This is a genomic window from Paracoccus sp. SM22M-07, assembly GCF_001887735.1.
GTDB lineage: Bacteria > Pseudomonadota > Alphaproteobacteria > Rhodobacterales > Rhodobacteraceae > Paracoccus.
On record NZ_JPKW01000009.1, the window covers coordinates 44,326 to 68,344 of the forward strand.

The 24,019-nt window shown below is 66.3% G+C and carries 26 protein-coding genes; 20 read left to right on the forward strand and 6 right to left on the reverse strand.

Annotation, left to right across the window (positions count from 1 at the left end):
• The first annotated feature begins 30 nt into the window (after nt 1–30).
• The 10 genes from IE00_RS13175 (at nt 31) to IE00_RS13220 (ending at nt 7,010) form a co-directional block, all read left to right on the forward strand.
• The gene (locus IE00_RS13175; RefSeq protein WP_072297666.1) at nt 31–582 is read left to right on the forward strand and encodes an NnrU family protein; all 552 of its coding nucleotides are present in this window, start codon (nt 31–33) and stop codon (nt 580–582) included.
• Nucleotides 582–788, forward strand: coding sequence for a DUF1737 domain-containing protein (locus IE00_RS13180; RefSeq protein WP_072297667.1), 207 nt, complete (start codon nt 582–584; stop codon nt 786–788). The genes IE00_RS13175 and IE00_RS13180 overlap by 1 nt, the downstream gene beginning before the upstream one ends.
• Nucleotides 785–1,837 carry a MaoC family dehydratase gene (locus IE00_RS13185; RefSeq protein WP_072297668.1) on the forward strand — a complete coding sequence of 351 codons (1,053 nt, stop codon included), beginning with the start codon at nt 785–787 and terminating at the stop codon, nt 1,835–1,837. Before IE00_RS13180 ends, IE00_RS13185 begins: the two co-directional genes overlap by 4 nt.
• 240 nt (nt 1,838–2,077) lie before the next feature.
• On the forward strand, nt 2,078–2,470 hold the full coding sequence (gene sdhC, locus IE00_RS13190; RefSeq protein WP_072297669.1) for a succinate dehydrogenase, cytochrome b556 subunit: 393 nt from the start codon (nt 2,078–2,080) through the stop codon (nt 2,468–2,470).
• A gap of 13 nt (nt 2,471–2,483) precedes the next feature.
• Nucleotides 2,484–2,870: a succinate dehydrogenase, hydrophobic membrane anchor protein gene (locus IE00_RS13195; RefSeq protein ID WP_072297670.1), complete on the forward strand. Its 387-nt coding sequence runs from the start codon at nt 2,484–2,486 to the stop codon at nt 2,868–2,870.
• A gap of 7 nt (nt 2,871–2,877) precedes the next feature.
• Nucleotides 2,878–4,680 (forward strand): succinate dehydrogenase flavoprotein subunit, encoded by a 1,803-nt coding sequence (gene sdhA / locus IE00_RS13200; RefSeq protein WP_072297671.1) that lies wholly within the window; start codon nt 2,878–2,880, stop codon nt 4,678–4,680.
• On the forward strand, nt 4,680–5,051 hold the full coding sequence (locus tag IE00_RS13205) for a hypothetical protein (protein WP_072297672.1): 372 nt from the start codon (nt 4,680–4,682) through the stop codon (nt 5,049–5,051). Before sdhA ends, IE00_RS13205 begins: the two co-directional genes overlap by 1 nt.
• Before the next feature lie 7 nt (nt 5,052–5,058).
• Entirely contained in the window at nt 5,059–5,379 is a 321-nt protein-coding gene (locus IE00_RS13210) for a hypothetical protein (RefSeq protein WP_170864152.1), read from the forward strand.
• Nucleotides 5,379–6,218, forward strand: a complete 840-nt coding sequence (locus tag IE00_RS13215) for a hypothetical protein (protein WP_072297674.1) — start codon at nt 5,379–5,381, stop codon at nt 6,216–6,218. The genes IE00_RS13210 and IE00_RS13215 overlap by 1 nt, the downstream gene beginning before the upstream one ends.
• A gap of 12 nt (nt 6,219–6,230) precedes the next feature.
• Nucleotides 6,231–7,010 carry a succinate dehydrogenase iron-sulfur subunit gene (locus tag IE00_RS13220; RefSeq protein WP_072297675.1) on the forward strand — a complete coding sequence of 260 codons (780 nt, stop codon included), beginning with the start codon at nt 6,231–6,233 and terminating at the stop codon, nt 7,008–7,010.
• 105 nt (nt 7,011–7,115) lie between these two features.
• On the opposite strand, the gene glyS is transcribed toward IE00_RS13220, so the two are convergent.
• From glyS to IE00_RS13235, 3 genes are read right to left on the reverse strand one after another with little or no spacing between them, the layout of a single operon-like run.
• Complete coding sequence (gene glyS / locus IE00_RS13225) at nt 7,116–9,173, reverse strand: glycine--tRNA ligase subunit beta (protein WP_072297676.1); 2,058 nt, start codon at nt 9,171–9,173, stop codon at nt 7,116–7,118.
• Nucleotides 9,173–9,649 (reverse strand): DUF6446 family protein, encoded by a 477-nt coding sequence (locus tag IE00_RS13230; RefSeq protein WP_072297677.1) that lies wholly within the window; start codon nt 9,647–9,649, stop codon nt 9,173–9,175. Before IE00_RS13230 ends, glyS begins: the two co-directional genes overlap by 1 nt.
• Entirely contained in the window at nt 9,646–10,569 is a 924-nt protein-coding gene (locus tag IE00_RS13235; RefSeq protein ID WP_072297678.1) for a glycine--tRNA ligase subunit alpha, read from the reverse strand. Before IE00_RS13235 ends, IE00_RS13230 begins: the two co-directional genes overlap by 4 nt.
• A 127-nt stretch (nt 10,570–10,696) precedes the next feature.
• Here IE00_RS13235 and IE00_RS13240 point away from each other — a divergent pair, with 127 nt between their 5' ends.
• Nucleotides 10,697–12,076 carry an SPOR domain-containing protein gene (locus IE00_RS13240; RefSeq protein ID WP_072297788.1) on the forward strand — a complete coding sequence of 460 codons (1,380 nt, stop codon included), beginning with the start codon at nt 10,697–10,699 and terminating at the stop codon, nt 12,074–12,076.
• A 10-nt stretch (nt 12,077–12,086) separates the two neighbouring features.
• On the opposite strand, the gene IE00_RS13245 is transcribed toward IE00_RS13240, so the two are convergent.
• Nucleotides 12,087–13,538: a TrkH family potassium uptake protein gene (locus IE00_RS13245; protein ID WP_072297679.1), complete on the reverse strand. Its 1,452-nt coding sequence runs from the start codon at nt 13,536–13,538 to the stop codon at nt 12,087–12,089.
• A gap of 203 nt (nt 13,539–13,741) precedes the next feature.
• Here IE00_RS13245 and IE00_RS13250 point away from each other — a divergent pair, with 203 nt between their 5' ends.
• Together IE00_RS13250 and IE00_RS13255 are read left to right on the forward strand one after the other, a co-directional pair.
• Nucleotides 13,742–14,863, forward strand: a complete 1,122-nt coding sequence (locus IE00_RS13250; protein WP_072297680.1) for a Ppx/GppA phosphatase family protein — start codon at nt 13,742–13,744, stop codon at nt 14,861–14,863.
• Nucleotides 14,863–15,624 carry an RlmE family RNA methyltransferase gene (locus tag IE00_RS13255; protein WP_072297681.1) on the forward strand — a complete coding sequence of 254 codons (762 nt, stop codon included), beginning with the start codon at nt 14,863–14,865 and terminating at the stop codon, nt 15,622–15,624. Before IE00_RS13250 ends, IE00_RS13255 begins: the two co-directional genes overlap by 1 nt.
• Here IE00_RS13255 and IE00_RS13260 read toward each other — a convergent pair.
• Together IE00_RS13260 and miaA are read right to left on the reverse strand one after the other, a co-directional pair.
• The gene (locus IE00_RS13260) at nt 15,591–16,652 is read right to left on the reverse strand and encodes an AraC family transcriptional regulator (protein ID WP_072297682.1); all 1,062 of its coding nucleotides are present in this window, start codon (nt 16,650–16,652) and stop codon (nt 15,591–15,593) included. The genes IE00_RS13255 and IE00_RS13260 overlap by 34 nt on opposite strands.
• A gap of 76 nt (nt 16,653–16,728) precedes the next feature.
• Nucleotides 16,729–17,637 (reverse strand): tRNA (adenosine(37)-N6)-dimethylallyltransferase MiaA, encoded by a 909-nt coding sequence (gene miaA, locus IE00_RS13265; RefSeq protein WP_072297683.1) that lies wholly within the window; start codon nt 17,635–17,637, stop codon nt 16,729–16,731.
• Nucleotides 17,638–17,718: 81 nt separating this feature from the next.
• On the opposite strand from miaA, the gene pyrH reads away from it, so the two are divergent.
• The 7 genes from pyrH (at nt 17,719) to rseP (ending at nt 23,996) form a co-directional block, all read left to right on the forward strand.
• Nucleotides 17,719–18,444, forward strand: a complete 726-nt coding sequence (gene pyrH, locus IE00_RS13270; protein WP_072297684.1) for a UMP kinase — start codon at nt 17,719–17,721, stop codon at nt 18,442–18,444.
• Nucleotides 18,445–18,451: 7 nt separating this feature from the next.
• Nucleotides 18,452–19,258 (forward strand): ion transporter, encoded by an 807-nt coding sequence (locus tag IE00_RS13275; protein WP_072297685.1) that lies wholly within the window; start codon nt 18,452–18,454, stop codon nt 19,256–19,258.
• Between the two features lie 98 nt (nt 19,259–19,356).
• Nucleotides 19,357–19,920: a ribosome recycling factor gene (gene frr, locus IE00_RS13280; RefSeq protein ID WP_072297686.1), complete on the forward strand. Its 564-nt coding sequence runs from the start codon at nt 19,357–19,359 to the stop codon at nt 19,918–19,920.
• Between the two features lie 5 nt (nt 19,921–19,925).
• A complete protein-coding gene (gene uppS, locus IE00_RS13285; RefSeq protein WP_139291434.1) occupies nt 19,926–20,657 on the forward strand; it encodes a polyprenyl diphosphate synthase in 732 nt (243 codons plus the stop codon).
• Nucleotides 20,654–21,490 carry a phosphatidate cytidylyltransferase gene (locus tag IE00_RS13290; RefSeq protein ID WP_072297688.1) on the forward strand — a complete coding sequence of 279 codons (837 nt, stop codon included), beginning with the start codon at nt 20,654–20,656 and terminating at the stop codon, nt 21,488–21,490. The genes uppS and IE00_RS13290 overlap by 4 nt, the downstream gene beginning before the upstream one ends.
• 20 nt (nt 21,491–21,510) lie before the next feature.
• Entirely contained in the window at nt 21,511–22,668 is a 1,158-nt protein-coding gene (gene dxr, locus IE00_RS13295; RefSeq protein ID WP_072297689.1) for a 1-deoxy-D-xylulose-5-phosphate reductoisomerase, read from the forward strand.
• Nucleotides 22,665–23,996, forward strand: coding sequence for an RIP metalloprotease RseP (gene rseP / locus IE00_RS13300; protein ID WP_072297690.1), 1,332 nt, complete (start codon nt 22,665–22,667; stop codon nt 23,994–23,996). Before dxr ends, rseP begins: the two co-directional genes overlap by 4 nt.
• The last annotated feature ends 23 nt before the right edge of the window (nt 23,997–24,019 follow it).

Sequence of the window (24,019 nt, forward strand, 5' to 3'; positions counted from 1 at the left end):
GCCAAACGCATTCCAGCAAGAGGAAGCCAGATGCTGATCCTGATCCTTGGTGTCGCCCTGTGGTGGGGCGCCCACCTCTATAAACGCATGGCCCCCGCGCAGCGCGCCGCGATGGGCAGCCAGGGCCGGGGCATGGTCACCGGGCTGCTGATCCTGTCGGTGATCCTGATGATCGTCGGCTATCGCATGGCGGATGGCGCCTTCTTCTGGGGCCGGACCGCGCCCATGACGGGCATCAACAACCTGCTGATGCTGGTCTCGATCTATCTGTTCGCGGCCAGCGGCATGAAGACCCGCGTCACGGCCTATACCCGCCACCCGATGCTGTGGGGCTTTGCGCTGTGGGCGGTCGCGCATCTGCTGGTCAATGGCGACACGCCGTCGCTGATCCTGTTCGGCGGGCTGCTGGTCTGGGCCTTCGTCGAGATGCAGGTCATCAACCGCGCCTCGGACTGGGTGCGGCCCACCGGACCCTTCCCCGTCAAGAAAGAGATGACGGCCCTTGCCGGCGCGGTCATCGTGCTGTTGGTTCTTGGCGCGATCCACGGCCTTGTCGGCCCCAACCCCTTCGGAGGCGCGTGATGCCCACCCTCTATCGTTTCATCACCGAGGACGACACCTCGCAATTCTGCCACCGCGTGTCCGAGGCCCTGTCCAAGGGCTGGCGGCTGCAGGGCGATCCTTCGATGGGTTTCGACGCGGCGCGCGGCGTCATGCGCTGCGGGCAGGCCGTCACCAAGGAGGTCGAGGCCGAATACCACCCCGACATGAAGCTGGGGCAGCAATGACCAAGACGAATTCCGGCCGCTTCTTCGAGGATTACACCGTCGGCCAGGTCATCCGCCACGCCGTTCCCCGCACCTTGGCCGAAGGGGAAAGGGCGCTCTATCACGCGCTTTATCCCATGCGGCACGCGCTGCATTCGTCGGATGAATTCGCGATCGCGGCGGGGCTGGACGGCAGTCCCCTGGACGATCTGCTGACCTTCCACGCGGTCTTTGGCAAAACGGTTCCCGACATCAGCCTGAACGCGGTTGCCAATCTGGGTTATGCCGACGGGCGCTGGCTGCAGCCGGTCTGGCCGGGCGACACGCTGCGCGCGGAAAGCCAGGTGATCGGACTGAAGCAGAACTCGAACGGGCAGTCGGGTGTCGTCTGGGTGCGGACCCGCGGCCTGAACCAGGTCGATGAACCGGTGCTGGAATTCGTGCGGTGGGTCATGGTGCGCAAGCGCAATCCCGGCAGCCCCGCCCCGGAAACCGTCATTCCCGACCTGCCCGTGGCGGTCGCCGCCGAGGACCTGGCCATCCCCGAGGCGCTGGATTTCACCGACTACGATTTCAGCCTGTCGGGCGAACCCTATTGCTGGGGCGATTACGCCATCGGCGAACGGATCGATCATGTCGACGGCGTCACCGTCGAGGAGGCCGAGCACATGCTGGCCACCCGCCTGTGGCAAAACACCGCCAAGGTCCATTTCGACGCCACCCACCGCGAGGATGGCCGCCGCCTGATCTATGGCGGGCATGTCATCAGCATGGCGCGCGCGCTGTCCTTCAACGGGCTGGCCAATGCGCAGATGATCGTGGCGCTGAACGGCGGGTCCCATGCCAATCCCTGTTTCGCGGGCGACACGATCCGCGCCTGGTCCGAGGTGCTGGACAAGGCCGAAACCGACGCGCCCGGCGTCGGCGCGATCCGGTTGCGGCTGGTCGCGACCAAGGGCGTCAGCGCGCAATTCGCGCTGCGCGGGGCCGACGGGAAATACGCCCCCGAGGTGCTGCTGGACCTGGACTATTGGGCGCTGATGCCGACCAATGGCGATTCAGTCCACTAGACGCTCCACGGTTTTGCGCTAACGTGGCGCGACCGTTCCGCTGCCTGTGATCACACGGATTGCAAGTGTGATCACAAAGGCGGAAATCCGCGGCATTTCATCGCGCGGGGTGGCATCTGCCCGTGACAGGTGACAGTATCACGATCAATAAGGACGCCAATCGCCAGCCCGCGTGGCCAGCCCTGTCAGTCTTGGGCACCTGCGACGGGACATGCCAGAACCGACATAGGAGGGCCGACCATGGCCGACGTGAACCGGGGTAACCGGCCGCTTTCCCCCCACCTTCAGGTCTATCGTCTGCCGTTGCCGGCAATCACATCCATAATGACCCGCATCACCGGCCACGCCCTGGTCGCGGGCATCCTGCTGCTGGTCTGGTGGCTGGTCGCGGCCGTCAGCAGTCCCGGCGCCTTCGAGGTGGCCGACTGGCTGGTGCGGTCATGGCTGGGCTTCATCATCCTGACGGCTTCGGCATGGGCCTTGTGGTTCCACGCATTGTCGGGCGTCCGCCACCTGTTCTACGACCAGGGCCTGGGCCTTGAGATCGAGGATGCCAAGAAGGCGTCCTGGGCAATCATCATCGGTTCGGTCGCGCTGACGCTGCTCAGCCTGATCATCTTCTTCATCAGCTGAGGCGAGGGACATCATGCGCTATATCACCCCACGCAAGGCGGCCACGGGACTGGGTTCGGCCCGTTCGGGAACCGCACATCACTGGCAGATGACCGTCAGCAGCTATGCGCTGGTCATCCTGACGCCGCTGTTCATGATCGCCGTCGCCGGTGCGATCGGCCTGCCGCAGGACGCGGTCGCCGCTCATTTCGGACGCCCGTTCCCCGGCATCATCACCGCGCTGTTCATCGTCGTGGGCATGATCCACTTCATCAAGGGCACGCGGATCATGATCGACGACTATGTCTATGGCTCGGCCAACAAGATGGCGATCATCGCCGCGAACATCTTCGGGTGGGGCGTCATCGCCGCCGCCATCTTTGCGCTGGCAAAGATGGCCTTCACCACCCCCGCGATCTGAGGACGACATGGCTGCATACGAAATCCAAACGCATGAATATGACGTCGTCGTGGTGGGCGCCGGTGGCGCAGGTCTGCGCGCGACGCTTGGCATGGCCGAACAGGGCCTGCGCACGGCCTGCGTGACCAAGGTCTTTCCGACCCGTTCGCACACCGTCGCCGCACAGGGCGGCATCGCCGCCTCGCTGTCCAACATGGGCCCCGACAACTGGCAATGGCACATGTACGACACCGTCAAGGGGTCGGACTGGCTGGGCGACACCGACGCCATGGAATACCTGGCGCGCGAGGCCCCCAAGGCCGTCTATGAACTGGAACATTACGGCGTTCCCTTCAGCCGCACCGAAGACGGCCGCATCTATCAGCGCCCCTTCGGCGGCCACACCACCGAATTCGGCGAAGGCCCCCCGGTGCAGCGCACCTGCGCCGCCGCCGACCGCACCGGCCACGCCATCCTGCACACGCTCTATGGTCAGTCGCTGAAGCATAACGCGGAATTCTTCATCGAATATTTCGCGCTGGACCTGATCATCACCGATGGCCGCTGCACCGGCGTCGTCTGCTGGAAGCTGGATGACGGCACCATGCATGTCTTCAACGCCAAGATGGTGGTGCTGGCGACCGGCGGCTATGGTCGCGCCTATTTCAGCGCGACCAGCGCCCATACCTGCACCGGAGACGGCGGCGGCATGGTCGCCCGCGCGGGCCTGCCCCTGCAGGACATGGAATTCGTGCAGTTCCACCCGACCGGCATCTATGGCTCGGGATGCCTGATCACCGAAGGCGCGCGGGGCGAGGGCGGTTACCTGACCAACTCCGAAGGCGAGCGGTTCATGGAACGCTATGCCCCGACCTACAAGGATCTGGCCAGCCGCGACGTCGTCAGCCGCTGCATGACCATGGAAATCCGCGAAGGCCGCGGCGTGGGTGGCGAACAGGACCACATCTTCCTGAACCTGATGCACCTGCCGCCCGAAAGCCTGGCCGAACGTCTGCCGGGCATCAGTGAATCGGCCAAGATCTTTGCCGGTGTCGATGTCACCAAGCAGCCGATCCCGGTGATCCCGACCGTGCATTACAACATGGGCGGCATTCCGACGAACTATTGGGGCGAAGTGCTTGCACCCACGGAAGACAACCCCGACGCGACCTTCCCCGGCCTGATGGCCGTGGGCGAGGCGGGCTGCGCATCGGTCCATGGCGCGAACCGCCTTGGGTCGAACAGCCTGATCGACCTGGTGGTCTTCGGTCGTGCCGCTGCCATCCGCGCGGGCGACGTGATCGACCGCGAAAGCCCCATCCCCTCGACCGACCAGTCGCAGGTGGACAAGGCCCTGGCCCGGTTTGACGCGCTGCGTTATGCGGACGGCTCGATCTCGACCGCGGAACTGCGCGACCAGATGCAGCGCACCATGCAGGCCGATGCCGCCGTCTTCCGCACCGACAAGACGCTGGCCGAAGGCGTCGAGAAGATGGAAGCCATCGCCGCCAAGATGGATGACATCAAGGTCACGGATCGCGGCCTGATCTGGAACACCGACCTGATGGAAACGCTGGAGCTGACGAACCTGATGCCCAACGCCCTGGCGACCATCGTCGCGGCCGAGGCGCGCAAGGAAAGCCGCGGGGCGCACGCCCACGAAGACTACCCCGAGCGGGATGACGCCACCTGGCGCAAGCATTCCCTTGCGCGCATCGACGGGAACAAGGTTAAACTGGACTATCGTCCCGTCCATCTTGATCCGCTGACGACCACGGAACAGGGCGGCATCGACATGAACAAGATCGCTCCGAAGAAAAGGGTTTACTGATGCGTTTCAATCTTATCGCGGCCTTTGGCCTTTCCGCCGTCACGCTGGCCGGTTGCGTCGCACCGGTCCCCGTCGCGGGTCCCGCCGTTCCCTCGGCCCCCGTCACCACGCCTGCGACGCCGACCGTTCTGGACGCCGCATCGCGACAGGTCGCACGCAGCGTCGTCAATTCCGAAATGCAGAAGCGCCTGCCGGGCGTCAACGTCGCGCCCTATACCGACTGCGTCGTGAACAATGCGACCACCGCCGAGATGATCGACATCGCCCAGATGTCGCGTGCCGGTGCTGGTGGAACGGCCGACAGCGTCGCCTCGATCGTGTCGCGTCCGGCCACCACGCAGTGCATCGCCGCCGCGGCGCGCACGGCCTGATGGCATGATGACGCGGGCAGCCCCCCTGGCCATGGTTCCGCTGTTGGCGGTTCTGTCGGCTTGTGGTCCGATCCCGGTGGATCAGGCCGAACGGGTCTGCCTGCGTGACGCCGAACTGGCCCGCGCGCCGCGCACGGACGTGACGGTGGGCATCGGCACAGGTTCGGGCGGAACGCAGAGTTTCGGCCGGATCGGCATGGAGATCAGCGGCGATTACCTGGCAGGGCGCGACCCGGCACAGGTCTTTGACCGATGCGTGATGCGCCGGTCGGGCCAGATGCCGCAAAGCGGTCTGGCCGACCAACCCGGCTGGCAGGGGCGCATCTGATGACGCAGGACGGGGCAGGGCGGCGGCTGGTGCTGCATCTGGGCGTGCAGAAGACCGGCACGACATCGCTGCAGCGGTTCCTGAAGCTGAATGCCGAAGCGCTGTCCGACCTGCTGGTGATCCGCACCCCCGAGGAAGGCACGCCGATGCGTCCCCTGGGCCGCGCCGCGATCGCGGCCAGCCTGGGCGACAGCGGCGATCTGCGCAGGGCACTGAAAGTCGCCTTCGAGGATGTGTTGGAGACCATCCCCGACGGTCCCCAGGCCGTCCTGATCAGCCATGAAAACCTTGCCGGCGCAATGCCCGGCAATGGCGGCGAAACACAGCTTTACCCGGCCCTGCCGCGGATGCTGCAACAGCTGGATGGGGTCGCGCGGTCGCGCGGCTTTGACCCACACTATGTTTTTTACACGCGCCGCATGACGGCGTGGAAACCTTCGGTCTGGGCGCAGGCGGTGCGGACGGATGGCTATGCCAATACGCGCGAGGCGTTTCTGACGCAGATTAGCGAGCTGCCCGGTTGGAGCGATCTGGAACGCCGCCTTGCGCGGCAGCTGGGACCGGACCGCGTCACCCGCCTGGCGCTGGAGGCCGAGACCGATCCCGACCGCCCCGGCCAGCAGCTGCTGGCGATCGCGGGCATCGGGCCCGACCGGGTGGCCGGTCTGTCGCCGCTGCAATCGCGCGCGATGGAGCGTCTGAACGACGGCTCGACCGAATTTCTTCGCCGGCTCAACGGGCTGGCGCTCAACCCTCATGCGCGGGGCCGGATCGTCGATCTGGTGACGCGTTCGCAACACCTGTTCACGGCTGACATGCCGTCCGAAGGCACTCTCTGAAAGGAGCACCCAATGGTCCAGTTCACGCTACCCAAGAACAGCCAGATCCGCGTTGGCAAGACCTGGCCCAAGCCCGCGGGCGCGACCAACGTCAAGAAGTTCAAGATCTATCGGTGGGACCCGGAAAACGGGGAAAACCCGCGTCTGGACACCTATTTCGTCGATCTGGACAAATGCGGTCCGATGATGCTGGACGCGTTGATCAAGATCAAGAACGAGATCGACCCGACGCTGTCCTTCCGCCGGTCCTGCCGCGAAGGCATCTGCGGCTCCTGCGCGATGGTGATCGACGGGGGCAACCACCTTGCCTGCATCTATGGCATCGACGAAGTTGCGGGCGATGTCGCCATCTATCCGCTGCCGCACATGCCGGTGGTCAAGGACCTGATCCCCGACCTGACGCATTTCTATGCCCAGCACGCCTCGGTGAACCCCTATCTGCAGACCAAGTCGCCCACGCCCGGCAAGGAGTGGAAGCAGTCGATCGAGGATCGCAAGAAGCTGGACGGGCTTTACGAGTGCATCCTTTGCGCGTCCTGTTCGACGGCTTGCCCGTCTTACTGGTGGAACGGCGACCGTTACCTGGGACCGGCAGCCTTGCTGCATGCGTACCGCTGGATCATCGACAGCCGCGACGAAGCCACGGGCGAGCGTCTGGACGAGCTGGAAGATCCGTTCAAGCTGTATCGTTGCCACACGATCATGAACTGCACCAATACCTGCCCCAAGGGTTTGAACCCCGCCAAGGCGATCGCCTCGATCAAGCACATGATGGTCGAACGTTCGGCCTGATCGCTGCGACCGGGGGCTGTCCGCCCCCGGACCCCCGAGGGTATTTCGACAAAGAAGAAGGGCCAGAGGGTTTTGCCTCTGGCCCTTCTTGCATCTCAGGGTCGGTCAGCCTTCGATTTTGGTGAAATCCGCGATCTGGCGCCCTGCTTCGCGGATGCGCGACAGGAGGTTCAGGCGGTTGCGGCGGACGACCTGGCTGTCGGTGTTGACCTGCACCGCCTCGAAGAAGGCGTCGATGGGGGCGCGCAGGGCGGCGATGGCGGTCATGGCGGCGGGGAAGTCTTCGTTCTTCATAGCGGTCTTGATGCCCGGTTCGGCCGTGTCGAGGGCAGTGAACAAGGCCCGTTCCTCATCGGTTTCCGCAAATTTCCGGTCGGCGCCGAAGCTGTATTCGACGCCGTCCTTTTCTTCGGCCTGGGTCAGGATGTTGCTGGCGCGTTTCAGCCCCTGGGTCAGGTTCTGGCCGTCCGCCGTCGTCAGCATGGCGTTCAGCGCCGTGGCGCGGTTCACCACCTGCACCAGATCGTCGCTGCCATCCTGTGCCAGCACGGCGTCGATGATGTCGTGGCGGATGCCTTGGTCGCGGAGGTAGACCTTGAGGCGGTCGTGCAGGAAGGAGAGGAGGTCGGCCTTGTCGGCGGTTTCGGATGCTTGGCCGATGATGGGAAGAAGACCGCCACGCATGGCGTTTGCAAGCACCAGGCGGATCACCCCAAGCGCCGCCCGACGCAGTGCGAACGGGTCCTTGGAGCCGGTCGGCTTTTCGTCGATCGCCCAGAAGCCGGTCAGGGTGTCCAGCTTGTCTGCCAGCGCCACGGCGACCGAGACGGGGGCGGTGGGAACCTCGTCCGAGGGGCCGAGGGGCGAGTAGTGGTCGCGGGCGGCGTCGGCGATGGCTTCCGGCTCTCCGGCCTCCAGCGCGTAGTAGCGGCCCATGATGCCTTGGAGTTCCGGGAATTCGCCGACCATGGCCGAGCGCAGGTCCAGCTTGGCCAGTCGCGCGGCGCGTTCGGCCTGGTCTGGGTCCGCGCCCACCAAGGGGGCGATTTCGCGGGCCAGCGATGCGATGCGGGCGATGCGGTCGGATTGCGACCCCAGCTTGTTGTGGAAGGTGACCGAATTCAGGCCCTCGGCCCATGCGGACATGCCCGATTTCGCCTCTCGCAGGTCGTTTTCCCAGAAGAAGGCGGCGTCGGACAGGCGGGCGGCCAGGACGCGCTGGTTGCCGGCCAGGATCGTCGCGCCGTCATCGGGGGTCTCGATATTGGCGACGGTGATGAAACCCTCGATCCGGCCGGTTTTCGGGTTCAGCGCCGAGAAGAATTTCTGGTGTTCCTTCATTGAGGTCTGCAGCACCTCGGGGGGCAGCGTCAGGAAGCGGTCCTCGATCACGCCCATCAGGGCCACGGGCCATTCGACAAGCCCCGCCACCTCGGAGAGCAGCGCGTCATCGGGGACGACCTGCCAGCCGCGGGCGAAGGCCAGGTTCTCGGATTGCTGGCGGATCTCGGATTCGCGTTCCTCGGCGTCCAGCATGACGCGGGCGCGGCGAAGTTTCGCGGCGTAATCGTCGAAATTGCTGACGGTGAAGGCATCGGGCGCCATGAAGCGGTGGCCGCGGGTGGTGTTGCCCGCGGTGATGCCGTCGATGTCCAGATCGACGGTGGTGGCGCCGGCCTCATCGGACAGGATGCAGAGGATCGAATGCAGCGGGCGCACCCAACGCAGCGATCCCGCGCCCCACCGCATGGATTTGGGCCAAGGGAAGTTGCGGATCACGTCGGCCAGCACCTCGGCGACGATATCGGCGGCGGGGCGGCCTTCGTGGGTGATGGTGGCGAACCAGACCTGGCCCTTCTTGTCGTCGCGGGCCTCCAGCTGATCGCGGGTCAGCCCGGTCGAGCGCAGAAAGCCCTCCAGCGCCTTTTCGGGGGCGTCGGTGCGGGGGCCCTTGCGTTCCTCACGCGTGGTGGGGCTGTGGTCGGTCAGCCCTTCCACGGTCAGGGTCAGGCGGCGCGGGGTGCTGAAGGCACCGGCGCCGGCATAGGTCAGTCCGGCCTGGACCAGACCGTCCGTCACCAGGCGTTTCAGGTCCGCACGGGCACGCGCCTGCATGCGGGCGGGAATTTCTTCCGAGAAAAGCTCGATCAGCAGGTCGGCCATCAGTCCATCACTCCGCGTTCCGGGGTCTTGTCGTTATATTGGTGCCAGCCAAAGATGCGGCCGTCGGGATAGACGGCCAGCACGCGGTCCACGTCGGGCCGGATCTCGGCCACGGACAGGACAGCGCGGGCGGCACCGGATTCCAGATCGGCACCGATCTGCTGGGCGTCGAAACAGTCGAACCAGCCGGGCGCGATCAGGGGCGTGGGGTCGTCGAAGGGCAGGGCATCGGCGGGCAGGTCACCCGTCACCGCGCAGGCCCGCCAGCGCAGGGGCGAGCTGTCGGCGTCGATGCCCTGGAAATCGGTCAGGGTCAGGTCGCGCCTTCCCGCAGGGGTCGTCACGGCGATGCGCGCATCAGGCCCTGCGGGGTCGATGCTGTCGTAATAACCGTATTCCTGCGCATACCACATGCCGCCGCCCGCAGCGATGGCGGCCAGCGTGATCGAGGCGGCTGCGACCTTGCCCCAATTCATGCGGTGGCACCGCCCGCATCGGTGGTCAGGAACAGGTCGGCGCAGCCCTTGGCCAGCGCCCGCACCCGGCCGATATAGGCCTGGCGTTCGGTCACGCTGATGACGCCGCGGGCATCCAGCAGGTTGAACAGATGGCTGGCCTTGATGGCCTGGTCATAGGCGGGGTGGGCCATCGGGATGGTGCGACCGGCGCCGTCGGTTTCGGCGGCCCCCAGGATGCGGGCGCATTCGGCCTCGGCATCCTTGAAGTGCTGGAACAGCATGTCGGTATCGGCCTGATCGAAGTTCCAGCGCGAATATTCCTGTTCGGTCTGGCGGAAGATGTCGCCATAGCTCAGGGGCGTGGGGCTGTCGGGGTCGTTGAAGGGCATGTCCATGACATGTTCGACGCCCAGCACATACATCGCCAGGCGTTCCAGGCCATAGGTCAGTTCGCCCGACACGGGTTTGCAGTCATGCCCGCCGACCTGCTGGAAATAGGTGAATTGGCTGACCTCCATCCCGTCGCACCAGACCTCCCATCCCAGGCCCCAGGCACCCAGGGTGGGGGATTCCCAGTCATCCTCGACGAAGCGGACGTCATGGACCATCGGGTCCAGGCCGATCGCGCGCAGGCTGCCCAGATAGAGGTCCTGAAGGTCGGGGGGGCTGGGCTTGATGATGACCTGGTACTGGTAATAATGCTGCAGGCGGTTGGGGTTTTCCCCGTAGCGCCCGTCGGTCGGACGGCGCGAGGGCTGGACATAGGCCGCGGCCCAGGATTTGCCGCCAAGCGCGCGCAGCGTGGTGGCCGGGTGGAAGGTGCCCGCGCCGACCTCCATGTCATAGGGCTGCAGGATCGCGCAGCCCTTGGTCGCCCAATAGGTCTGCAGGCGCAGGATGATCTCCTGGAAGCTGCGGGGTCGGTTGGGGCTGGTCATCGGGCCATCCTTTTGCGTAGATCGGGCGAGGCTTTCGCGTCTTCTAGGCGCGGGAAGGAACAGGGTCAATAAAGGCCCGCAGGCGGGCATGATCCCCGCGACGACAAAGACATTCAAGGAGGCTGCGATGCGGCAGTTGGCGGTAATCATCCTGGCGGCGGCGCTGCCGGGGGCGGGGATGGCGCAGGACGCGTTGATCCGGCTGGAAGCAAAGCGCGCCCCCGACGTCGCGGCAGCGACCGCCGAGGGCTGGGCCGAGCGTTTCGACGACGTGGTGACGCTGCCCCTGCAGGGCGGCTGGACCGGCATCGCGCTTGGCCCGATGGAGCGCGAGGCCGCGCTGGCCCGGCTGGCGGATCTGAAGGCCAAGGGCGTGGTTCCGGGCGATGCCTTCGTGACCGAAGCGGCCCCCGGAACGGAACTGACCCGGCTTGGCGATGCGCCCGACGCCGAAGGCGCAGACGCCGAACCCGCGATGACCCCGGCACCCGAAGAGCCCGCGCCGCAAGGCAGCTATCTGCAGCTGGAATCCTTCCAGGATCGTGCCGAGGCAGACGAGGCGCTGGCCCGCAACCGCAAGGAATTTCCCGGTGCCGGGTTGTGGGAATTGCCGAATGGCTGGTTCACCGTGGCGCTTGGCCCTTTGGCGGACGATGTCGCGCGCGACTGGCTGCCGGTCCTGAAATCGGGCAAGCTGATCCCGCGCGATGCGCTGGTGGCGCAGGCCGCCGATCTGGGGCAGGCGCTGGATCAGGGCGAGGCGCCGCAACTGGGCGCCACGGGTGACGCCGAGCCCATGCCGCCCCTGGACCAGGTGCAGCGGTCGCTGCGTTGGGCGGGCCATTACGACGGCCAGATCGATGGGCGTGACGGTCCCAAGACCCAGGCCGCCATTCAGGCCGAGATCCTGTCGGCGCGCGCCTCGACCGATCCGGGCACGGCGATGCGCCTGCTATCCGAACGCCGTGCCGAATGGCGCGAGGCGATGGGCCTGAAGCAGCTGGACGACGAGGCGACGGGGTTGTCGGTGATGGCGCCGATGGGCGCGCTCAGCTTTGACCGCGCGGAACGGGCGCTGTCGATCTATGGCCCCAAGGATGGGTCGGGGGCGGCGATGATCCTGTTCAGCCAGCCCGGCGGGCAGCAGGAATTGCTGGATCTGGCGGGGCTGGTCACGGCGCTTGGCTGGGTGCCCCAGCCCGAGCGCGACGTCCGGCGCGGCCATGTCACCCTGCGCGGCCAGAATGACGACCATATCGGTGCTGCCGAAGGCTGGGTCCGCGATGGCCGGGCCGAGGGCTTTGTCCTGATCTGGCCAACTGCCGACCAGCAGGACCAGGCCCGCATCCTGGCCGAGATGAGCGACAGCCTGACCCGCAAGGCCCCCGGCCAGAACGAGGACATGCCCCCCGCCGCCCTGCCGGGCGAACCCGCCACGGCCCCCGAAGCCACGGAGCCCGAAACCACGGCACCCGACGGGGCGACATCCGAAACCACGGCCCCCTGAACAGGGGGCTTCAGGGCCGCCAGAACCTGGGCATCAGCAGGACCAGCACGGAGACCAGTTCCAGCCGGCCCAGATACATGCCCAGGATCATCAGCCATTTCGCGGCCGCCGGGAACTCCTCGACCGATCCGTTCGACGTGACCTCGGGCCCCCAGGTGGGGCCGATATTGGCGATGGCCGTCCATGCCGCGGTCAGCGCCGTGCGTGGATGCAGCCCCGTCAGCGCCAGCCCCACGATCAGCAGGCCGAAGGTCAGCATGAAGAGGGTGAAGAAGGCCATCACCGAATCGATGATGCTTTTGTCCAGGGGCTGGCCTTCGTAGCGCAGCGGATAGACGCGATGGGGCGAATGCATGCGACGGATCTGGGCGCGGACCGCCTCCAGCAGCACCAGATAGCGGAAGATCTTGACTGAACAGCCGGTCGACCCGGTGCAGCCGCCGATCAGGCCCACGATGATCAGCAGCGCCAGCGGCAGATGCCCCCAGGCCGTCATGTCGGTCGAGGAAAAGCCCGTCCCCGAAAAGACCGAGATGGTGTTGAAGACCGTCTCGCGCAGCATTTCGGCCAGGTCGTGATCCTGCTCCATGTAGATCACGCGATAGATCATGATGATGGCGCAGCAATAGCAGATCCAGCGCAGATAGGTGCGCACCTGCCGGTCCTGCCACAGGGGCACGTAATTGCCCCGCAGCGCCTGCACCAGCCGGATGAAGGGCACCGACGCCATCACCATGAAGACCGAGGCCGCCCATTCCGGCGCGCCGAGGTAACGGCCCATGCTGGCGTCGTAATTGGAAAATCCACCGGTGGAACAGGTGGTCAGCGCATGGATGATGGCGTCGAAGCCGGTCATGCCCAGCAGCATGAAGGTGATCGCGCAGGCCCCCGTCATCAGCAGATAGACCATGGTCATCTCGGTCGCGATCTCTCCGGCGCGGGGCAGGACCTTGCCCAGGGTGTCGAACCCCTCGGATCGGAAGAACTGCATGCCGCCGACCTTCATGACCGGCAGGAAGACCATCGCCACCACGACGATCCCCAGGCCGCCGATCCATTGCAGCAGCGCACGCCACAGATGCGTCCCCGAGGGAAGCCCGTCCAGCTTGGGGAAGGCCGTGGTTCCGGTGGTGGTGACGCCGGACATCGCCTCGAAATAGGCGTCCAGGATGCTGGCATTGGGGGCGCCCAGGATGAAGGGCAGGGCACCGAAGATGGGCAGGGTCAGCCAGATCCCCGATGTCAGCAAAAAGGCCTGCTGGATCTTCAGCGTCTTTTGTTCGCCGCGCGTCGCGACCACCGTCAGCAACCCGCAGACCGAGGTGATGATGGCGCATTCCAGAAAGACCAGCCAATGGGGGTCGTCGTTCCACAGGTCGACCAGCATGGGCGCCAGCATGAAGCCGCCCAGTGCAAAGACGATCTTGCCAATCGGGTGGACTACGGGGCGCAGGTCGATCATCGGACCTGATTGACGCGCGCTCCGCCGGTCGTCAAGCATCCGCGCGACATCACCGCACCATTTGCCGCGACCTGATGCAGGCAGGGCCCGCAGCGTCGCGGGCTGCCCTTGGGGCAACCAAATGCCGCAAGCGGACCGCTGGCCCTTGATTGGGTCCCCCCGGCACGTTACCTTTTGATTAACTTGTCATCGGAGGGCGTAACATGACGCCCAAGCGTCCTGCGGGTGCAGACGCGTTCCCGAGAAAAACGGTAGAGCCGTCAGGCACCCTGAAACCCGAGGAGGGGGCGCTCTATGCTGCCCTCGATCTCGGCACAAACTCGTGCCGGATGCTGATTGCCCGACCGACGGGCAGTCAGTTTCAGGTCATCGACAGCTTTTCCAAGCCCGTGCAGCTTGGTCACGGGCTGGAAGCTTCGGGACGCCTGTCCCGCAGCTCGATGGCGCGCACCGTCCATGCGCTGCAGGTCTGCAAGCGCAAGCTGGATCAGCACAAGGTGCAGAACATGCGCCTTGTGGCCACCGAAGCATGCCGTCGCGCCAGAAACAGTCGCGATTTCATGCGATCCATCCGGCGCGAAACCGGCCTGCCGGTCGAGGTGATCGGCGCCGAAGAGGAGGCACGGCTTGCCGTCATTTCCTGCGCGCCGCTGGTCAGCCACAAGACCGAAACGCTGATGGTGGTCGATATCGGCGGCGGTTCCACCGAGCTGGTCTGGATCGACCTGGAAGACGTCGAACCCAAGGAACGTCCCCGCGCGATCATGCGGCTGTCGGAAGGCTTCGGCAATCCGCAGCCCGGCGGCGCGCGTGTCGTCGATTGGATCAGCGTGCCCCTGGGCGTGGCGACCCTGCGCGACCAGTTCGTCGATGTTCAGGACGATCAGGGCCGTTTCGCCCTGATGTCGTGGTTCTTCGAGGAAGCGCTGGCGAATTTCAGCCCCTATGCGGATGGATCGCCCGACGAGGGGTTCCAGATCATCGGCACTTCGGGAACGGTGACGACGGTGGCGGCCAGCTTCCTGAACCTGCGCCGCTATGACCGGACCAAGGTGGACGGGCTGGAGATGACCAGCGACCAGATCGACCGGGTGATCCATTCCTATCTGCAGCTGGGTCCGGACGGACGGCGGTCCGACCCGCGCATCGGGCGCGAAAGGCAAGCGCTGATCATGTCGGGGGCCGCGATCCTGCAGACATTGATGCGCGTCTGGCCGACGAATAAGCTGTCGGTTGCCGATCGCGGCCTGCGAGAGGGGTTGCTTTATGCCCAGATGGTGCGCGATGGGGTGCTGACGCCTGACGGACTGAACGGAGTGGCCTAATGACGAAACAACCTATCAGCCGGTCGGGCAAGACGAGCGGACGCGGCCAGCGCGACCTGAAGGTCCGCGTGAAGACCGCCAAGGGCCGCAAGATGTCCAGCAAACTGTGGCTGGAACGGCAGCTGAACGACCCCTATGTCGTGCGCGCCCGGCGCGAAGGCTATCGTGGACGTGCGGCCTACAAGATCCTGGAGCTGGACGACAAGTACCGCTTCCTGGTGCCCGGCGCCCGCGTCGTCGATCTGGGCTGCGCGCCCGGCGGCTGGTGCCAGGTCGCCGTGGCCCGCGTGAATGCCCTGGGCGAGAAATCCGGCAAATCCGTCGGCCGCGTGCTGGGTCTGGACCTGCAAGAGGTCGATCCCATCGCGGGCGCTGAAATCCATCAGCTGGATTTCCTGTCCGAAGGCGCCGACGATCTGGTCAAGGGTTGGCTGGGCGGGGCGGCGGACGTGGTCATGTCGGACATGGCGGCGTCATCGTCGGGTCACAAGGGCACCGACCACCTGCGCATCGTGGCCTTGGTCGAGGCTGCGGCCCAGCTGGCCTTCGACGTGCTGGAACCGGGCGGCACCTTCGTCGCCAAGGTTCTGGCGGGTGGCGCGGAAACCGACATGCAGGCCATGCTGAAGAAGAACTTCGACAAGGTCGCCAACGTCAAACCCCCCGCCAGCCGCAGCGATTCGTCCGAGAAATTCGTCGTGGCGACCGGCTTTCACGGTCGCGGCCTTCAGGCGGATGCGGGCGGCGACGCCGACATCTGACGCATCTGGATGCGAAAGGTTTCGGGCGTGCGACCCGTGGCCGCCACGAAGGCGCGGGTCATGTGTGTCTGGCTGGCATAGCCCAGATCCAGCGCGATGCGCCCGATGGGGCGGTTGGTGTGCTGCAACATCTCGGCGGCGCGTTCCAGCTGCAGTTCATGCAGCAATTCGACGGCGCGCAGGCCCTTGGCCTCGATGCAGGCTCGGTCCAGCTGGGTCAGGGTGCTGCCCAGCTGTTGGGCCATGTCGGCCAGGGTCTGGCACGAACCCATTTGCTGGCTGGCCAACGTGACGAAACGATCGACCAGCGGCCGATCAGCCGTGGCGGCAGGCGGGCGGGCATGGACCTGGCGTTCCGGGTCCAGTCGCGACAGGCGCAGCGACAGCATGTTCAGATGGCAGGTCAGCGCCTTGCGATCGGTCGCCGTCGTCGCCTCGCGCACCAGTTCCTGCAGGTTGACCAGCAGGGCAGGCCCCGACTGGCCGATGCAGCCCGCGATCATCGCGGTGGGCAGGGCGGGATCGACCTCGGTCGTCAGTTCGGGCGACAGGGTCAGGACATGCCCCTCGGCCCCATCCTGCGGAATGGCCGCGAAGGCCGTCCCCGACGGGATGTAGCGCACATCGCCCGGGCCCAGCAGCAGCGTCTGGCGCGGCAATTCCAGCCGCATCGCACCGCCCGTCACCCAGATCAGCGTGTGATCGGGCCGCGTCCGGGGGCGCACGGGATGGCCCTGGCTGCCCCAGATGAAACCGCCCAGGGGGAACAGGCGCAGGCTGGCCTTGCGTGGGGCGTGGCGTCGGGTGGTCGGTCCCACGCGCACGGTCAGCGCATCGGGAACCACGATCCTGCCGGTGGGTGCGCCGGGACGCAGCCAGGGACGGTGACGGATGGGGGCGGTGCCTGCCTCGGGGACCGAGGCGGCGGTGACATCGACCGCCTCGGCCGCGCCGCGGCCCTGGGGTCGAAGGTTGCTGTCCGAGAACGGAAACCCTCCCGTCCAGCCTGTGCGGTCCCAAAGTGACATCGTCGTCAGCCCCTGCATTCGGGATAAGCGGATTATCGCCTATCTGCAGCAGAACTCAACAACCGTGCCAAAGGTTTCACATCCCGTCTGCGGGTCGCAGTCCTGCGTGGCTTGCGTGCCACAGCGGCCAGTCCTTCATGCGGTTCCTGAACCAGATGCGCTGCGACTTGGCGTATTGCCGCGTGGCGATGATGGCCAGTTCCGTCGCCTGCGCCAGGTCGGGCCCGCCCTGCAGATGCGCCACCAGGTCGGGGGCGCCGATCGCCTTGGCCCATTGGCGGGCGGGGTCCCAATGGGGCAGCATGGCGCGAACCTCGTCCAGCGCGCCTTGGTCCAGCATCGCGTGAAAGCGGCTCGCGATGCGGTCGGCCAACCAGTCGCGATCCGAGGTGATGACGATGCGCTGGCAATCGTCGGGGGCGATCAGGGGCGGGGGGGTGTCGGCCTGCCAAGCGGCGATGCCGCGCCCGGTGGCCTGCTTAACCTCCCACGCGCGCTGGACGCGGACGGGGTTCTTCAGGTCGATCTGCGCGCGCGTGGTGGCATCCAGATCCGCAATCAGCGCCTGCAGGCCGCCCGGACGCAGCAGGCGTTCGTCGGCTTCGGCGCGAATGGCATGGGGGGTGGCGGGGATGTCGGCCAGCCCGCGGGTCAGGGCCGACAGATAAAGGCCGGTGCCGCCCACGATGATCAGCCGCCGGCCCAGCAGGTCGCCCACCTGCCGCAGCCAGTCGCCCACCGAATAGGTCTGGTCCGGCCCCACATGCCCGTAAAGCGCATGGGGCGCGGCCTGTTCGTCGGCCGCCGAGGGCCGCGCCGTCAGCACCCGCCAGCAGGACCAGACCTGCAGCGCGTCGGCATTCACGATCAGCCCGCCCTGTGCCTGCGCCACGGCCAGCGCCAGCGCCGATTTGCCGCTGGCTGTCGGTCCCGCGATCAGCAGGTGGCGCGAGCCGTCGATCTGTGTCAGGTCAAGTTTCAGCATTGGCTATCCGGACAGTTGATCCTGCGGGTCTTTTGCGACATTTAACGGCGCGATGAAAGCGACCCGGCGACAGGAGCCCCCATGACCACCGAGACACCCAAGCAATATGGCCGCGTGATGCTCAAGATCTCGGGCGAGGCCCTGATGGGCGACCAGGGATACGGCCTGCACCCGCCCACCGTCGCCCGCATCGCCAACGAGGTCGCCACCGTCCAGGCCATGGGCGTCGAGGTCTGCATGGTCATCGGCGGCGGCAACATCTTCCGCGGGCTGCAGGGCAGCGCGCAGGGCATGGAACGCACCACCGCCGATTACATGGGCATGCTGGCGACCGTGATGAACGCGCTGGCCATGCAGGCATCGCTGGAGGCCGAGGGCCTGCATTGCCGCGTCATCAGCGCCATCCGCATGGATGAGGTCTGCGAGCCCTATATCCGCCGCCGCGCCATCCGCCACCTGGAAAAGAAACGGATCGTCATCTTTGCCGCCGGCACCGGCAACCCCTATTTCACCACCGACACCGCCGCCACCCTGCGCGCCAGCGAAATGAACTGCGAGGCGATCTTCAAGGGCACCAAGGTCGACGGCGTCTATGACAAGGACCCGGTCAAGTTCCCCGACGCCAAGCGCTATGAGGATGTCAGCTATGACGAGGTCCTGCAGAAGCATCTGGGCGTGATGGACGCATCCGCCATCGCGCTGGCCCGCGACAACCGCCTGCCGATCATCGTCTTCTCGCTGGATCAGCTGGGCGGGTTCCGGACCATCCTGGAAGGGCGCGGCACCTATACCCGCGTGCATAACTGAGCGCGCCATGACACTTCGCGACCGCGTCGACGGCTTCGTCCACGGCCCCCGCGCCCAGTGGTTCATCACCGGTGTCATCGTCTTCAACGCCGCGATCCTGGGGTTGGAGACATCGCGCACCGTCATGGCGGCCGTCGGGCCGTTGATCCTGCTGCTGGACGCCATCTGCCTGTCCATCTTCGTGACCGAGATCGGGCTGAAGCTGTTCGCGCGCGGGCCGCGATTCTTCCGCGACGGCTGGAACGTCTTCGATTTCGCCGTGGTGGGCATCGCGCTGATGCCTGCGACGCAGGGGCTGTCGGTGCTGCGTGCGCTGCGCATCCTGCGGTTGTTGCGCATCGTCTCGGTCACGCCGCGCCTGCGCCGCGTGGTCGAGGGGTTCCTGTCGGCGCTGCCCGGCATGGCCAGCGTCTTCCTGCTGATGGGGATCATCTTCTACATCTTCGCGGTGATGGCGACCAAGCTGTTCGCGGCGGCCTTCCCCGACTGGTTCGGGGATCTGGGCAATTCGGCCTATTCGCTGTTCCAGATCATGACGCTGGAAAGCTGGTCGATGGGCATCGTGCGCCCGGTGATGGAGGTTTTTCCCCAGGCCTGGCTGTTCTTTGTGCCCTTCATCCTGGTGACGACCTTCGCGGTGATGAACCTGGTCGTGGGCCTGATCGTCAATTCGATGCAGGAGGCCCACCAGGAGGAGGAAACCGCCGCGACCGAGGCCTATCGCGACCAGGTTCTGGAGCGCCTGACCGCCATCGAGGAGATGCTGGCGCGCGGGCGCGACCCCCATAACGACCAGGGCGGGCCGCAGCGCTGACACCCGCGATCTGCTGCCCAAGGGGTGGGCAAAGGCTTTGCCAACCCCCGGCAATGCAGTTACAAGCAAACGAAATTCAAACTTAGAGGCAGTCCGATATGGCCGAGGACATCGAAATCGATATTGACGATCTGGAACGCCGGATGAAGGGCGCGATGGAAAGCCTGCGCAGCGAATTCGCCAGTCTGCGCACGGGCCGCGCATCCGCGTCGATGATCGATCCGGTTCAGGTCGAGGCCTATGGCCAGATGACCCCCGTGAACCAGCTGGGCACCGTGAACGTCCCTGAACCGCGTATGGTCACCATCAACGTCTGGGACAAGGGCATGGTCGGCAAGGTGGAAAAGGCGCTGCGCGAAAGCGGCCTTGGCATCAACCCGCAGCTGAACGGCACCATCATCATGCTGCCCATCCCCGAGCTGAACGAGGAACGCCGCCGCGAGCTGACCAAGGTCGCAGCGCAATATGCCGAAAGCGCCCGTGTTTCGATGCGCAACGTGCGCCGCGACGGGATGGACAAGGTCAAGAAGGGCAAGACGAACGGCATGCCCGAGGATGACCAGAAGTTCTGGGAAACCGAGATCCAGGCCCTGACCGACCGGATGATCGCATCCGTGGACGAAGCGCTCGAGGCCAAGCAGGCCGAGATCATGCAGGTTTGAGCCGAATGGCAGCGGCAAGGGAGCAGGCAGTGGCATCGGGCAGCGAGGCGCGGCCGCGGCATGTCGCCATCATCATGGATGGCAACGGGCGTTGGGCAACGGAACGCGGCTGGCCGCGTCTGGTCGGCCACCGTCGCGGGGCCGAACGGGTCAAGCAGATCGTGCGCGCCTGTCCCGACCTGGGCGTGGACTGGCTGACCATCTATGCCTTCTCGACCGAAAACTGGAAGCGGTCGACCGAGGAGGTGCTGGGTCTGATGAAGATCTTCCGCCGCTATATCGAACGTGAGGCCGTGGGCATGGCCGCCGAAGGGGTGCGCATGCGCTTCATCGGCGGACGCGACCGGCTGGACCCCAAGCTGCAGGCGCTCATGGCCGCCATCGAGGCGCGCACCGCCGGCAACACGCGGCTGAACCTGACCGTCGCCATCAATTACGGCGGCCGGGATGAAATCCTGCGCGCCTCGACCCGGCTGGCGCGCAAGATCGCCCAGGGCGAGGTCACCGATCCGTCCGAAAGCGATCTGGCGGCCTGCATGGACACGGCCGATCAGCCCGATCCGGATCTGGTGATCCGCACCTCGGGGGAAACGCGCACGTCGAACTTCCTGCCTTGGCAGGCGGCCTATGCGGAATATGAATTCACGCCCACGCTGTGGCCCGATTTCACGCCCGACCACCTGTCGGCCATCCTGGACCGCTTCGGCATGCGCGACCGGCGTTTCGGGGGCGCATGAGCGGCGGCGGGGCCATCCGCGCGGGCGGACGTTGGGGCGATCTGTCCCGACGTGTCGCCTCGACCCTGGTGCTCTTGGCGATCGGTGTGCTGCTGGCCGTGGCGCAGGGGCTGTGGCTGCGGCTTGGCATGGCGGTGATCTCGGCCATCACCTTCTGGGAACTGGCGGCGATGACGGGCTGGAAATATCCGGCCCGCCACGTGACGTTGTTCGGGCGCAGCCGCGCCGTGGCCCTGGCCGCGATTGCGGGCGTGTCGCAGGCCGTCGCGCTGACCTCGTTCGAAAGCTGGGCCTGGCTGGCGCTGCTGGTGCCGATCTTTGCCGGGCTTCCCGGTGCGGCCAAGCGTGATCGTCTGACCTATGCGATCTTCGGCGTCGCGATCATGCTGGTCGCCTATGAGCTTGTCGTCTTTCGCGAAAGCTATGGCCTGAACTTCGTGCTGTGGCTGATGGGGGTGATCATCATCTCGGACACGGCGGGGTATTTCTTCGGCCGCATCCTGGGCGGGCCCAAGTTCTGGCCCGCGCTCAGCCCCAAGAAGACCTGGTCGGGGACCATCGCCGGCTGGATCGGCGCCTGCATCCTGGGCATCGTGCTGTGGCTGTCGGGGCAGGGCAACATGACGTTGGTCTGGGTGTCGCCGCTGGTCTGCTTTGCGGGGCAGATGGGCGATATTGCCGAAAGCTGGCTGAAACGTCGGGCGGGGGTCAAGGACAGTTCGAACCTGATCCCGGGGCATGGCGGCTTCATGGATCGTTTTGACGCAGTGACGGGCGCGGTTCTGGCGACGATGCTGATCGGGTTCCTGACAAACATGCCCGTGGTAAATTGATCTCGTGGTGAACTGACCTGATGCGACGCATTTCCATCTTCGGGGCGACCGGCTCGGTCGGCGCCAACGGCGTCGATCTGATCCGTCGCGGCGGCGGGGCGGATGCCTATGACGTCGTGGCGCTGACCGGCGGGCGCAACATCGCGCGCCTGGCGCAGATGGCGCGCGACCTGCGTGCCGAAATCGCCGTCACCGCCCATCCCGAACTGCTGGACGACCTGCGCGACGCCTTGTCGGGCAGCGGCGTACGCGCCGCCGCGGGCGAGGCCGCCCTGATCGAGGCCGCGGCCATGCCCGCCGACTGGATGCTGTCGGCCATCGTCGGATCGGCCGGACTGGCGCCGGGGCTGACGGCGCTGGCCCAGGGCGCAGTGTTGGCGCTGGCCAACAAGGAATCGCTGGTCTGCGCGGGCGGCTTGCTGCGCCGCACGGGGCGGGACAGCGGCGCCACGATCCTGCCGGTCGACAGCGAACATTCCGCGCTGTTCCAGGCGCTTGCGGGGGAAAAGCTGGACAGCGTCCGGGACGTGACCATCACCGCATCGGGGGGCGCTTTCCGCGACTGGCCGCTGGAACGGCTGGCGGCGGCGACCGTGGCCGAAGCCTCGACCCATCCGAACTGGGCGATGGGCCAGCGCATCACGATCGACAGCGCGTCGATGTTCAACAAGGCGATGGAGGTGATCGAGGCCAAGGAATTCTTCGGCCTTGCCCCCGACCGCATCAATGTGCTGGTCCATCCGGAATCCATCATCCACGCCATCGTCAACCATATCGACGGCGGCAGCATCGCGCATATGGGGGCGCCCGACATGCGCCACGCCATCGGCTTTGCGCTCCATTGGCCCGAACGCCGCGCCTTGCCGGTGCCGCCGCTGGACCTGGCCCGCGCCGCCAGCCTGACCTTCCGCGCGCCCGACGAGACGCGCTGGCCCGCCCTGCGCCTTGCGCGCGAGGTGATGGCCGCGGGGGGCGCGGCGGGTGCGGTCTTCAACGCCGCCAAGGAACAGGCGCTGGACGATTTCATCGCCGGGCGCATCCGTTTCACCGACATGTCCCCCCGGGTCGAAACCACGCTGAGCGCCCTTTCGGGCGAAGCGGGCTTCGGCGACGACCCCGACACCCTGCAGGCGGTCCTTGAATGGGACGCGCTTGCGCGACAGAAGGCCGCCGCATGACCGATCTGATCCTTGGCGCAGGCAATACCCTGTGGACGCTGGCATCCTTTGTGGTGGCACTGGCCGTCATCGTGACGGTGCATGAATACGGCCACTACATCGTCGGGCGCTGGTCCGGCATCCGGGCCGAGGTGTTTTCCATCGGCTTCGGCCCGCGCTTGGCATCCCGCGTGGATCGGCGCGGCACCGTCTGGCAGATCGCGGCGCTGCCTCTGGGCGGCTATGTCAAGTTCCTGGGCGACGACAATGCCGCCAGCGCGGGGCCGGGGCGCAAGGTCGATCCGGCGCTGCGGCGCCAAACATTGCAGGGGGCGCCGCTTTGGGGGCGCTTTGCCACGCTGCTGGCGGGACCGGTCTTCAATTTCGTCCTGTCGATCCTGATCTTCGGCGGCTTTGCGCTGGTCCAGGGCCTGCCATCGCCCGAGATGCGCGTGGGCCAGGTGTCGGACGCACCCCCTGCCATCACCAACGAGCTGCGCCCCGGTGACAGGCTTTTGGCGGTGGGGGACGTCGCGCTGGAAAACTGGGGCGATCTGGGGCGGGCGGCGCAGGACCTGCCGCTGGCCGCGCAGCAGGATTGGCGCATCGAACGCGACGGCCAGCAGATGACCGTGACGGGTCCCGACCCGATGCCCGCGCGGGTGTCAGGCGTGGCGCCCGGCAGCGCCGCGGCGGATGCCGGCCTGCGGGAGGGCGATGTGGTGACGGCCATCGACGGCCAGCAGATCACGCGCTTTACCCAGATCCGCGATGCGGTCGAGACGACCAAGGGCGAACCGCTGATGCTGGATGTCTGGCGCGCGGGCAGCGACCCCATTCAGGTCACGCTGCGCCCCAAGCTGTCGGACCTGCCCGCCGAGGCCGGTGGATATGAACAACGCTGGCTGATCGGCATCACCGGCGGCAACAGCTTCTTTACCCCCGAAACCCGCCGCGCCGGACCCGTCGAGGCGCTTGGTCTGGGCGTCGCGCAGACCTGGGGCATCATCGTGTCTTCGCTGACGGGGATGTGGGCGATGATCTCGGGGCAGATCGGCAGCTGCAACCTGGGCGGTGCGATCAGCATCGCGGAAAGCACAGGCCAGGCGGCCAGCGCGGGGGGCGCGAATTTCCTGTGGTGGATCGCGGTCCTGTCGGCGGCGATCGGCTTTCTGAACCTGTTGCCCATCCCGGTTCTGGATGGCGGGCACCTGGTTTTCTATGCCTACGAGGCCGTGCGGGGCCGTCCGCCATCCGATGGGGCGCTGAACCTGCTGACGACGATCGGCATGGCGCTGGTGCTGGGACTGATGATTTTCGGCCTGACCAACGATCTTTTCTGCCCCTGAGCGTCGATGCGCTTTTGACAGGC